This window comes from Pseudomonas sp. 32_A, assembly GCF_017490905.1.
GTDB classification, from domain to species: domain Bacteria; phylum Pseudomonadota; class Gammaproteobacteria; order Pseudomonadales; family Pseudomonadaceae; genus Aquipseudomonas; species Aquipseudomonas inefficax.
In genome coordinates this window covers 84,485-96,585 of record NZ_JAFGYI010000010.1, presented here as the reverse complement: position 1 = coordinate 96,585, position 12,101 = coordinate 84,485, and the positions used below count along the sequence as shown (strand labels likewise).

The 12,101-nt window shown below is 64.7% G+C and carries 11 protein-coding genes; 9 read left to right on the top strand and 2 right to left on the bottom strand.

Annotated features, from left to right (window positions below; all coding sequences use genetic code 11):
• Window positions 1-16 precede the first annotated feature (16 nt).
• From lexA to J5M58_RS08715, 4 genes are read left to right on the top strand one after another with little or no spacing between them, the layout of a single operon-like run.
• On the top strand, window positions 17-634 hold the full coding sequence (lexA, locus tag J5M58_RS08730; protein WP_181457380.1) for a transcriptional repressor LexA: 618 nt from the start codon (window positions 17-19) through the stop codon (window positions 632-634).
• The gene (imuA, locus tag J5M58_RS08725; RefSeq protein ID WP_112253372.1) at window positions 634-1,254 is read left to right on the top strand and encodes a translesion DNA synthesis-associated protein ImuA; all 621 of its coding nucleotides are present in this window, start codon (window positions 634-636) and stop codon (window positions 1,252-1,254) included. Before lexA ends, imuA begins: the two co-directional genes overlap by 1 nt.
• 6 nt (window positions 1,255-1,260) lie before the next feature.
• The gene (locus tag J5M58_RS08720) at window positions 1,261-2,679 is read left to right on the top strand and encodes a DNA polymerase Y family protein (protein WP_112253373.1); all 1,419 of its coding nucleotides are present in this window, start codon (window positions 1,261-1,263) and stop codon (window positions 2,677-2,679) included.
• Window positions 2,676-5,756: an error-prone DNA polymerase gene (locus J5M58_RS08715; protein ID WP_112253374.1), complete on the top strand. Its 3,081-nt coding sequence runs from the start codon at window positions 2,676-2,678 to the stop codon at window positions 5,754-5,756. Before J5M58_RS08720 ends, J5M58_RS08715 begins: the two co-directional genes overlap by 4 nt.
• Before the next feature lie 151 nt (window positions 5,757-5,907).
• Here J5M58_RS08715 and J5M58_RS08710 read toward each other — a convergent pair whose 3' ends face one another.
• Both J5M58_RS08710 and J5M58_RS08705 read right to left on the bottom strand, forming a co-directional pair.
• On the bottom strand, window positions 5,908-6,729 hold the full coding sequence (locus J5M58_RS08710) for an aldo/keto reductase (RefSeq protein WP_207877871.1): 822 nt from the start codon (window positions 6,727-6,729) through the stop codon (window positions 5,908-5,910).
• A complete protein-coding gene (locus tag J5M58_RS08705) occupies window positions 6,717-7,622 on the bottom strand; it encodes a LysR family transcriptional regulator (RefSeq protein ID WP_207877869.1) in 906 nt (301 codons plus the stop codon). The genes J5M58_RS08710 and J5M58_RS08705 overlap by 13 nt, the downstream gene beginning before the upstream one ends.
• 140 nt (window positions 7,623-7,762) lie before the next feature.
• Between J5M58_RS08705 and J5M58_RS08700 the strand changes: the two genes are divergently transcribed.
• From J5M58_RS08700 to eppA, 5 genes are all read left to right on the top strand, one after another.
• Window positions 7,763-8,461, top strand: a complete 699-nt coding sequence (locus J5M58_RS08700; RefSeq protein WP_015270421.1) for a CoA transferase subunit A — start codon at window positions 7,763-7,765, stop codon at window positions 8,459-8,461.
• A gap of 35 nt (window positions 8,462-8,496) precedes the next feature.
• Entirely contained in the window at window positions 8,497-9,153 is a 657-nt protein-coding gene (locus tag J5M58_RS08695; RefSeq protein ID WP_112253377.1) for a CoA transferase subunit B, read from the top strand.
• Between the two features lie 151 nt (window positions 9,154-9,304).
• Entirely contained in the window at window positions 9,305-10,723 is a 1,419-nt protein-coding gene (locus tag J5M58_RS08690; protein ID WP_013972720.1) for a short-chain fatty acid transporter, read from the top strand.
• Between the two features lie 223 nt (window positions 10,724-10,946).
• On the top strand, window positions 10,947-11,489 hold the full coding sequence (locus tag J5M58_RS08685; RefSeq protein WP_112253379.1) for a helix-turn-helix domain-containing protein: 543 nt from the start codon (window positions 10,947-10,949) through the stop codon (window positions 11,487-11,489).
• 251 nt (window positions 11,490-11,740) lie between these two features.
• Entirely contained in the window at window positions 11,741-11,917 is a 177-nt protein-coding gene (gene eppA, locus J5M58_RS08680) for an EPS-associated small membrane protein EppA (RefSeq protein ID WP_181457381.1), read from the top strand.
• Window positions 11,918-12,101: the final 184 nt, after the last annotated feature.

The following is a 12,101-nucleotide window of genomic DNA, read 5'->3' as shown; positions in this document are numbered from 1 at the left end:
TCCGAAAAGAGTACAAATGTACCCCATGGACAATCTCACCCCAAAACGTCGCGCCATCTTCGAGTTCATCCGTGAGCGCATCGCCGACCAAGGCCAGCCGCCGAGCCTGGCCGATATCGCCACGCGCTTCGGGTTTGCCTCGCGCAGCGTGGCGCGCAAGCACATCACCGCCCTGTGCCAGGCCGGCTACATCGATGTCACGCCGAACCAGGCGCGCGGCATTCGCCTGGCCGAGCCGCTGCGCCGCCCGGAAATCCTCGAAGTGCCGGTGCTGGGCCAGGTGGCGGCAGGCGCCCCCATCGGCCCGGACCTCGACATTCACGAGCAGTTGCTGCTCGACCCCAGCCTGTTCCGTCGTACCCCCGACTACCTGCTGAAGGTGCGTGGCGACTCGATGATCGACGATGGCATTTTCGACGGCGACCTGGTCGGCATCCTCCAGCAGGCCGACGCTCGCGATGGCCAGATCGTGGTCGCGCGCCTGGACGGCGAGGTGACCATCAAGCGCCTGCAGCGCCAAGGTGGCAATTACCGGCTGTTGCCACGCAACCCGGCCTATGCGCCCATCGATGTGCGGCCTGAACAGGAGTTCTTCATCGAAGGCGTGTTCTGCGGCTTGCTGAGGCGTGACTGATGGGCGCGGTGGTCGACCTCGACAGGTTGCTCGACCAGCGCCGGGTATGGCGCGGTCGGCAGGCCCAGGCGCGGCCGCTCGGCCTGCAGCCCACCGGCCATGCAGCCCTTGATCAATGCCTGCCGGAAGGCGGCTGGCCGGCGGCGGCCCTCAGCGAACTGTTGCTGGCCAGCCCCGGCTGTGGCGAATTGCAATTGCTGTGGCCAACCCTGGCCCGCTTGAGCGCTGAAACCAGTCGAATCGTGCTGGTGGCACCGCCATTCATTCCTTACGCCCCGGCCTGGCAGGCCGCGGGGGTGGACCTGCGCTGGCTGGTACAGGTGGACGCCGAACCTGCCGATGCCCTGTGGGCCGCCGAGCAGTGCCTGCGCTCCGGCAGTTGTGCGGCGGTGCTGTGCTGGCCGGAACGTGCCGATGACCGCGCCCTGCGGCGCCTGCAGGTGGCTGCCGAAACAGGCCAGGCGCTGGCCTTCGCCTGCCGTCCGCAACAGGCGGCGCACAACCCTTCACCCGCAGCCTTGCGCATTGCCGTCGACACCCGTCCGGCACAATGGCGCGTGCTGAAAAGCCGTGGCGGCATGCCACCGGCGCTGCCCATCGCCTGCCCGGGGCGGGGTTGATGCAACATGCTCTGGGCCTGCATCCTGTTCCCTCAGCTGGCGCTGGACACGGTCCTGCGTGAGCGTGACGACCCCGATAGCCCTCTGGTGCTGCTTGCCGGGCCGACCCAGCGACGCGTACTGCAGGCGGTCAACCCGGCGGCGGCCGCGCTCGGCCTGCGGGCCGGGCAAACCCTGACAGCGGCGCGTGCGCTGGCCGATGGCTTCAGCTGCGTCGAAGCCGACCCCAGGCGCATCGACCAGGTGCAACAGTTGCTGGCAGCCTGGGCCTACCGCTTCAGTGCCCAGGTCAGCCTGCACTATCCACGGGCGCTGTTGCTGGAGGTGGGCTCCAGCCTGCAACTGTTCGGCCCCTGGCCGCTGTTCGAGGCACGCCTGCGCCAGGAACTGGCGGAACTGGGCTTGCGCCAACGCATCGTCCTGGCCAGCAACCCGGTGGCGGCGCGCATGCTTGCCAACGCTCACGATGGCCTGGCCGTGAGTGACGCCGATGCCACCCGTGCGGCGCTGCTGGGCATGCCCATCGAGCGTATCGGCCTGCCTGCGCAGGCTGCCGAGGCCTTTGCCCGCATGGGCCTGCGCCAGTTGGGCCAGGTGCTGGCCTTGCCCCGCGACAGCCTGGCCAGGCGCTTTGCGGCCCAGGTGCAGCTGCACCTTGACCAGTTGCTCGGCCTGCGCAACCTGGGGCTGGGCTTCTACCAGCCACCGGACCGGTTCGAGACCCGGCTGGAGCTGAATTTCGATGTCGAATCACACCAGGCCCTGCTGTTCCCGCTGCGGCGCATGCTCAACGACCTTGCCGCGTTCCTCGCCGGGCGTGACTGTGGCGTGCAGCGTTTCTGCCTGCACCTGGAGCACGCCGAAGGGCCGGATACCGTGCTGAAGGTAGGCCTGCTGGCCGCCGAACGCGATGCCGCGATGCTGTTCGAACTGGCGCGCGGGCGCCTGGAGCCGCTGCGCATTGCCGCACCGGTGCGCAACCTGCGGCTGGTTGCCGAGGACCTGCCACCCTTCGTGCCGCAACACCAGGCATTGTTCGACCCGCGTGCGCAACAGGCGCAACCTTGGGAACAATTGCGCGAACGGCTGCGCGCCCGCTTGGGCGATGAGGCGGTCAAGGGCCTGAGCGCGGCAGCCGATCATCGTCCCGAACATGCCTGGCAAGCGGGAGAGCAGGGCGCCCAGGGCAACATGCCGGTCGCCCCAGGCAGCCGCCCTGGCTGGCTGCTGTCGGCCCCTGTGGCACTGGACGAGACCGGCTATCGCGTGCAAGGCCATGCCGAGCGCATCGAATCGGGCTGGTGGGATGGCGGCGATGTGCGCCGCGACTATTACCGCATCGAAACCCGTGACGGCCTGCGCGGCTGGGCCTACCGCGACCTTGGCAAGGCCGGCCCGTTGTGGCTGCAGGGCTGGTTCGCATGAATACCCCGGGTTATGCCGAGCTGCATTGCCTGTCCAACTTCAGCTTCCAGCGCGGCGCGTCGAGCGCCGACGAGCTGTTCCGGCGCGCGCGGGAACAGGGCTACCAGGCTCTGGCGATCACCGACGAATGCACCCTGGCCGGCATCGTCCGTGCCTGGCAGGCGGCAAAGGAACACCAGCTGCGGCTGATCGTGGGCAGTGAAGTGCAGTTGCAGGACGGCCCCAGGCTGGTGCTGCTGGTGCAGGACCTGGCCGGCTACCAGAACCTGTGCGCGCTGATCACCCGGGCCCGGCGGCGGGCGCAGAAGGGCGACTACCAACTGTTTCGCGATGACCTGCAGCAGCACCATCAGGGCCTGCTGGCATTGTGGGTGGCCGATGACAGCGGTGATGCCACCCCCGGGCAATGGCTGCATGGCCTGTTCGGCGAGCGCCTGTGGCTGGCCGTGCACCTGCACCGCGGCAGTGACGATACCTTGCGCCTTGAACGCTTGCGCGGCCTGGCGGCCAGGGTCGGCATCCGCGCCGTGGCCTGTGGCGACGTGCACATGCACGTGCGCGGTCGCCGCGCCTTGCAGGATTGCATGACCGCCATTCGCCAGCACTGCCGGGTGGCCGAGGCCGGGCGTTTCCTGTTTGCCAATGGCGAGCGGCACCTGCGCAGCCAGGCGCAACTGGGCGAACTCTATCCCGCCGACCTGCTGGCCGAGACCCTGGCCATCGCTGCACGCTGCCAGTTCGAACTGAGCGAATTGAAATATCAGTATCCATGCGAACTGGTGCCCCAGGGGCATACCCCGGCAAGCTGGTTGCGCGAATTGTGCCAGCAGGGTTTGCCGTTGCGCTGGCCAGGCGGGCCGAGCAGCAAGGTGCGGGATGTGCTGGCCAGGGAGCTGGCGCTGATCGAGGAGCTGGGCTACGAAAGCTACTTCCTGACGGTGCATGACATCGTCGCCTTCGCCCGCAGCCAGCGCATTCTGTGCCAGGGGCGGGGGTCGGCTGCCAACTCGGTGGTGTGCTTCGTGCTGGGCATCACCGAGCTCGACCCCATGGAACACCACCTGTTGTTCGAGCGCTTCCTGTCGCGCGAGCGCAACGAGCCGCCGGACATCGATGTGGACTTCGAGCACGACCGGCGCGAGGAGGTGATCCAGTATGTATTCCGTCGCTATGGCCGGCACCGGGCTGCGCTCACGGCGGTGGTCAATACCTACCATGCCGCCGGTGCGGTGCGGGATGTGGCACGGGTGCTGGGGCTGCCCGCCGACCAGGTGGACGCCCTGGCCAAATGCTGTGGCCGCTGGAGCGATCGCATACCCGATGACCAGCGCCTGGCCGAGGCCGGTTTCGAGGCGGGCAGCCCTTCGCTGCGCCGGGTGCTGGTGCTGGCCGGTGAACTGATCGGCTTCCCTCGGCACCTGTCACAGCACCCGGGCGGTTTCGTCATCTCGCAGCAACCCCTGGACGAACTGGTACCGGTGGAGAATGCCGCGATGCCGGAGCGCACGGTGATCCAGTGGGACAAGGACGACCTGGACATGCTCGGCCTGCTCAAGGTCGATGTACTGGCGCTGGGCATGCTCAGCGCCTTGCGCCGTTGCTTCGACCTGCTGCAACGCCACCGTGGTCGTCACCTGACCCTGGCAACCATTCCCGGCGAAGACCGGGCCACCTACGAAATGATCAGCCGTGCCGAGACCATGGGCGTGTTCCAGATCGAGTCCCGCGCGCAAATGGCCATGTTGCCGCGGCTGCAGCCCACAAAATTCTACGACCTGGTCATCGAGGTGGCCATCGTCCGCCCCGGGCCGATCCAGGGCGACATGGTCCACCCTTACCTGCGCCGGCGGCTGAAGCAGGAGCCGGTGACGTACCCCTCGCCGCAACTGAAGGCAGTGTTCGAGCGCACTTTGGGCGTGCCGCTGTTCCAGGAGCAAGTGATGGAACTGGCAATGGTCGCGGCCGACTACACCCCGGGCGAGGCCGACCAGTTGCGTCGCAGCATGGCCGCCTGGAAGCGCCACGGCGGCCTGGAGCCGCACCGCGAGCGGCTGGTGCAGGGCATGTTGCGCAATGGTTACGACCTGGCGTTTGCCGAGCGTATCTTCGAGCAGATCAAGGGCTTTGGCAGCTATGGCTTTCCGGAATCGCACGCGGCCAGCTTTGCCTTGTTGTGTTATGCCAGCAGCTGGCTCAAGTGCCATGAACCGGCGATTTTCACCTGCGCGCTGGTCAACAGCTGGCCCATGGGCTTCTATAGCCCTGACCAGTTGCTGCAAGAGGCCCGACGCCAGGGCATCGAGGTCAGGCCGGTCGATGTATGCCACAGTGACTGGGACTGCACGCTCGAGCCTGAGCCTGGAGAGGCCCTGGCCATTCGCATGGGCTTGCGCCTGGTGCGCGGCCTTGCTGAGGCCGACGTCAGGCGCCTGGAGCAGGCGAGGGCGCAGCGGCCATGGCGCGATGTCGAAGACCTGTGCCTGCGTGCCGGGCTCGATCCACGTGCCCGCGCCCACCTGGCCGATGCCGGCGCGCTGCGCGCCTTGGCCAGCGACCGGCACCAGGCGCGCTGGCAGGTGGCGGCGGTGCAGCCGCAACTGCCTTTGTTCGCCGACGTGGATGCCTTGCCGGAAAGCACCGTTGCACTGCCTGTCCCCAGCGTGGCCGAGGACCTGATGGCCGATTACCAGACCTTGGGTACCACGCTTGGGCCGCATCCCTTGACCTTGTTGCGCCCACGCCTGCGGGCGCTGGGCTGTCGCAGTTCGCGCGAGCTGCAGGATGTCGGGCATGGTGACAACATTGCCGTGGCCGGGCTGGTGGTGGGCCGCCAGCGGCCTCAGACCGCCAGTGGGGTGACCTTCGTCACCCTGGAGGACGAGCACGGCATGGTCAATGTAGTGGTGTGGCGGGAGCTTGCCGAACGGCAGCGGCGGGCGCTGGTGGGATCGCAGTTGCTAAAGGTCAGCGGGCGGCTGGAGCAGGAGAAGGGCGTGCGTCATCTGATAGCACGGCGGCTGGAGGATGTGAGCCCGTTGTTGCAAGGGCTGGACGTACGCAGCCGGGATTTCCATTGATCACTGGCACCTCACGCAAAATCCTGGTTTTTGCGCGGGCCCTTGTGGGAGCGGGCAAGCCCGCGAAGCAGCCCACGCGGTGCATGGCACCGGCTTTGCCGGTGTTCGCGGGCACGCCCGCTCCCACAAAAAAGCGATTTCGTGCCAGTCGCTACACCATCGCCAACCGCTGCTTGCGTGTCGGCGTCGGGAACGCCCGGTCGATTGCCCGCAGGTCTTCGCTGGTCAAGGTCAGCGAACCTGCAGCCGCATTCAACCGCACATGCTCGGGCGTCACGGCCTTGGGGATGGCTATCACCCCGTCATCACGGGTCACCCAGGCCAGGCAGACCTGAGCCGCCGTGGCGCCATGGCGCTCGGCGATTTCCGCCAGCACCGGGTGCTGCAGCAGGCGCCCGGCCTGGGCCAGCGGGCAGTAGGCCATGGTCGGCAGCGCGCGCTTTTCGCACCACGGCAACAGGTCGAATTCGATGCCACGCTGGGCCGGGTTGTACAGCACCTGATTGGTGTCGCAATCGGGGTTGTGCAGTTCGCGCAGGTCGTCGACGTCGAAATTGGAAACACCCCAGCGCTTGATCTTGCCTTGCTCGCGCAAGCGCTCGAAGGCCTCGACGGTTTCCTCCAGTGGGTGCTGGCCACGCCAGTGCAGCAGGTACAGGTCGATACAGTCGGTGCCCAGGCGAGCGAGGCTGCGCTCGCAGGCCGTCGCCATACCGCGCCGGCTGGCATTGTGCGGGTACACCTTGCTGACCAGGAACACCTGGTCGCGGCGCCCCGCAATGGCCTGGCCGACCACTTGTTCGGCACCACCTTCGCCATACATCTCGGCGGTATCGATCAAGTTCAGGCCAAGTTCGATGCCTTGTTGCAGGGCCGCCACCTCGGCCGCCTTGCGGGCCGGATCCTCCCCCATGTACCAGGTGCCCTGGCCAATGGCCGGAACGCTCGAACCTGCCAGTTTCACGTAACGCATGTCACCTCCGGGATGCGGGTATTGGAAAGCAGAACCTCAAGCAGCGCTTGCGCCGCCGTGGACAGCTTGTGTTCGCTGAGGGCGATCACGCCGATGCGGCGCTCGACCGTGGGCTCGACCAGGGTTACGCAGCGAGCGCCCAGCTCTTGCATCTGGTTGATGCACAGCGCAGGCACGGCACTGACCCCCAGGCCACTGGCAACCATGCGGCCGATGGTCGTCAGCTGGTGGCTCTCGAAAGCCACCGCCAGTTTGCCGTGGCGGGCGGCCACGTTCTGCTCCATCAGCAGGCGCACCGCCGAAGGCCGCTGCAGGGCCACGAAGTCTTCGGCCAGCAACTGGGCCCAGCTGACCTGGGGCAGCCGCGCCAAGGACGAATCGGCGGGCACCACGGCGACGAAGCGGTCCATGTACAACGGGTGGAAATCCAGGCCATCGATGTTGTCCGGTTCGAAGCCGATGCCCAGTTCGACGCGGCGATGGCGCACCAGTTCCTGTACCTGTTCGTTGATCACATCGTGCACCGTGACGTTGACCTTCGGGTAACGCTGGCGAAAGACTTTCAGCGAATGGGGCAGCAGGTTGCCGGCAAAGGCCGGCATGGCCGCCACCGAAACCCGGCCCAGTTGCAGGGTGAAACGCTGGCGCAGCATTTCTTCGGTGTCGTCCCAGTCAGCCAGCAGACGCCGCGCCAGCGGCAACAGCACCTCGCCCTCGGCAGTCAGGCTGACGCTGCGTGTGGTGCGGCTCAGCAGGGCGCCGCCAAGGTTTTCTTCCAGGGCCTTGATGGTCAGGCTCAGGGCCGGTTGCGAGACATGCAGGTGTTCACCGGCCTGGGCGAAGCTCTGGTACTTGGCCACAGCGACAAAGGCGCGCAGTTGCTTGACGTTCATGACAGGCCTTCTGGTTATTTTGCAAAAGTTATCAATCGATGATGAAAACAAAATTAACAAATCAGTCGCTTGCGGTGAAGATGTCCCCACACGCTCACCGACAGCCTCGTCGGTTCAACAACTACAAAAGGCGGATCAGCATGGCCGGACTGGACAAGCGCGTTGCAACCTATGAACAGGCTCTCGAAGGCCTGACCGACAACATGACGGTACTGGCTGGTGGTTTCGGCCTGTGCGGCATCCCTGAAAACCTTATCAGCGAAATCAAGCGCCGTGGCGTCAAAGGCCTGACCGTGGTCTCCAACAACTGCGGTGTCGATGGCTTTGGCCTGGGCGTGCTGCTCGAAGACCGGCAGATTCGCAAGATGGTCGCTTCCTACGTGGGCGAGAACGCCGAGTTCGAGCGCCAGTTGCTGAGCGGCGAGCTGGAAGTTGAACTGACCCCGCAAGGCACCCTCGCCGAGAAAATGCGCGCCGGTGGCGCCGGCATCCCGGCCTTCTACACGGCCACTGGCTACGGCACCCCGGTTGCCGACGGCAAGGAAGTGCGCGAATTCAACGGCCGCAAGTACATCCTCGAAGAATCCATCACCGGCGACTTCGCCATCGTCAAGGGCTGGAAGGCTGACCACTACGGCAACGTGGTGTACCGCAACACCGCGCAAAACTTCAACCCGCTGGCGGCCACCGCCGGCAAGATCACCGTGGTCGAAGTGGAAGAGATCGTCGAACCTGGCGTGCTGCTGCCCAGCGAGATCCACACCCCGGGCATCTATGTGGACCGCGTCATCGTCGGCACCTTCGAAAAGCGTATCGAAAAGCGCACCGTCAAGGCCTGAGCGCCATCTACCAGAACAACAAAGAGATCCTGACCATGGCACTGACCCGCGAACAGATGGCACAACGCGTTGCCCGTGAACTGAAGGACGGCTACTACGTCAACCTGGGTATCGGCATTCCGACCCTGGTGGCCAACTACGTACCCGCCGACATGGATGTGATGCTGCAATCGGAAAACGGCCTGCTCGGCATGGGCGAATTCCCCACCGAAAGCACCATCGATGCCGACATGATCAACGCCGGCAAGCAGACCGTCACCGCGCGCCGCGGTGCTTCTATCTTCGATTCGGCACAGTCGTTCGCCATGATCCGTGGCGGCCATGTCGACCTGACCGTGCTCGGCGCATTCGAAGTGGATGTGCAAGGCAACATCGCCTCGTGGATGATCCCGGGCAAGCTGGTGAAGGGGATGGGTGGTGCCATGGACCTGGTGGCCGGCGCCGAGAACATCATCGTTACCATGACCCACGCGTCCAAGGACGGCGAGTCCAAGCTGCTGCCACAGTGCAGCCTGCCATTGACCGGCGCTGGCTGCATCCGCAAGGTGCTGACCGACCTGGCCTACCTGGAAATCGAAGACGGCGCCTTCATCCTGCGCGAGACCGCGCCCGGGGTGAGCGTCGAGGAAATCATCGAGAAAACCGCCGGCAAACTGATCGTGCCGGATGATGTGAAGGAAATGACTTTCTAAGGCATTACCACAATCCCTGTGGGAGCGGGTTCACCCGCGAATGCGTCGGTACATTCACCGCCGCATTCGCGGGTAAACCCGCTCCCACAGGGTTTTTGCGTTATCTGGCAATGCTGCTTTACCCCATAAAACCAATAAAAGGAATTGAACTGTGGCCGCTGAAATCCAAGACAGCCGCTCCGCCCGCTTTGCCTTGCGCTGCTCCAACTGGGCCGAACGCTGGTTCCCCGATTCCTGGGTGTTTGCCGCCCTGGCGGTGCTGCTGGTGTGCATCGGCGCCCTGGCCATGGGCGCCAAGCCGACCGACACTGCCAAGGCCTTTGGCGATGGCTTCTGGAGCCTGATCCCGTTCACCATGCAGATGGCCTTCGTGGTCATCGGCGGCTATGTGGTGGCCAGCTCGCCGCCTGCCGCGCGTCTGATCGACCGCCTGGCGCGCATCCCCGGCAATGGCCGTTCGGCAGTGTGCTGGGTGGCGCTGATCTCGATGCTGGCATCGCTGCTCAACTGGGGCTTGTCGCTGGTGTTTGGCGGCCTGCTGGTGCGGGCCCTGGCTCGGCGCACCGAACTGAAGATGGACTACCGCGCAGCCGGCGCTGCCGCCTACCTGGGCCTGGGCGCGGTGTGGGCGCTGGGCCTGTCTTCATCGGCCGCGCAACTGCAGGCCAACCCGGCGAGCCTGCCACCGTCGATCCTGTCGATTACCGGGGTAATCCCGTTCACCGAAACCATCTTTCTCTGGCAGTCCGGCGTGATGCTGGCGGCATTGGTAGTGGTCTCGCTGGTGATCGCCTACGCCACGGCCCCGGGCCCGAACAGCGCGCGCAGCGCCCAGGACTGCGGGGTAGACCCCAGCTTCACCGCGCCACCGGCACCCCAGCGCACCCGCCCGGGCGAGTGGCTGGAACACAGCCCCATCCTGATCCTGCTGCTGGTGGCCCTGGCCGCCGGCTGGCTGTACCAGGAGTTCGCCACCAAACCGGCGATTACTGCCATTTCCGGGCTGAACACTTACAACCTGTTGTTCATCATGCTCGGTGCCTTGCTGCACTGGCGCCCGCGCAGCTTCCTCGATGCAGTGGCGCGCGCGGTTCCGACCACCACCGGGGTGCTGATCCAGTTCCCGCTGTATGGTTCGATCGCTGCCATTCTCACCCAGGTTAAGGGCGTCGACGAGCAGACCCTGGCCCACCACATTTCACTGTTCTTCACCCAGATCGCCACTCATGACACCTATGCCGTGCTGATGGGCGTGTATTCAGCGGTGCTGGGCTTCTTCATCCCGTCGGGTGGTGGCAAGTGGATCATCGAGGCACCTTACGTGATGCTGGTGGCCAATGACCTGCAATACCACCTGGGCTGGGCCGTGCAGATCTACAACGCCGCCGAAGCCTTGCCGAACCTGATCAACCCGTTCTACATGCTGCCGCTGCTGGGGGTGTTGGGGCTCAAGGCGCGCGACCTGATCGGCTTCTCGTTCGTGCAGTTGCTGGTGCACGTGCCGCTGGTGCTGGTGTTGCTGTGGGCATTGGGTACGACGTTGCAGTACCTGCCACCGGTGATGCCGTAACCCTGGGCCTGCCTGGCTTTTTTTGTAGGAGCGGCCTTGTGTCGCGATAGGGCCGCAAAGCGGCCCCAGGATTTCAGCAATAGTGCACAAATTGCCGGGGCTGCTCTGCAGCCCTATCGCGACACAAGGCCGCTCCTACAAGACTCAGCGCAGCAGCCCCAGCATTTCCTGAGCAGTCCACGTATCATTACCAGGCTGCCTTCGCCTGGGAAACCCGCGTCACATGTCTATCCGATTGAAACTGCTGCGAAAGAAACTGGGGATGACCCTGGAGCTGCTGGCCGACAAGACCGGCATGACCAAGAGTTACCTGTCCAAGGTCGAACGCGGCCTGAATACCCCCTCGATCGCCGCCGCGCTGAAGCTGGCGCGGGCACTGAATGTCAATGTCGAAGAACTGTTCGCCGAAGAGCAGACCGGCAAGAGCCGCTACAGCCTGGTGCGCCATGGCGAGCGCCAGGCCCTGGTGGGGGATGGGGCAGGGCCGGGGTACGCTGCCCTCACCAGCCAGGTCGGGCAGCGCAGCCTGCTGCCGTTCCTGATCCAGCCGCCCACCGAATTCAGCGACCCCACATTCAAGGAACACCTGGGTGAAGAATTCCTGTTCGTCCATGTCGGCCAGGTGGAAGTGGACTTCATGAGCGAGCGGGTGCTGCTGGAGCAAGGTGATGCCTTGCATTTCAATGCCCAGACACCACACCGGCTAAGGTCGGTGGGGCCGCTGCCGGCGCAGTTGCTGGTCGTGGTACACCACGCAGACGAATAAGGCGCCGGGGCGCTGAAGTGCCCCGCAGCCTTGCTTTTCTCAGCGATGAAACTTTGGCGCCACCAAGGCAGCGGGCTATGCTCGACATGTGCGTCGATATTTTGACGATGCTGCCCGATGCTCATTGAATTTTATTATAGTGTCGAATCATTGACGCGATGTCATTGTGTTCATAAGCTCAATTCAACAGTGAAACAACTCCCGAACACCACGCCAACAAATAGTTGATCTTCCTCTTTAAAGGAGGGCGTATGCGCACGGCTCTGATTATCAAGTCGATGACTTTGCTGGCGCTGTTGAGTGGCGCGGCGCGTGCGGCGGATTTGTATATCAATCAGAACAGTATCATCCCTGTTTCAACCGCAGGGTGGTTTTTTGCATTTGCTGTGGTTGGCTTTGTGGCAGTCGCCAACAGGAGAAATATCTAAGTCCGCCAGCCTGGGTTTTTACCCTTGACGCCAGCGGCCCGGGGCCTGGCTTGTCAATTCCCCAGCCGTTGCTATATTGCCAGTAGCCCGTGCAGGTCCACGGTTGCAGGCAGCACAACCCAGGCTGCAAAGCGTCAAGGCAAGGCCTTCGGAAGATCGAGGCCAGCGCGGTTGGCGTATGCCG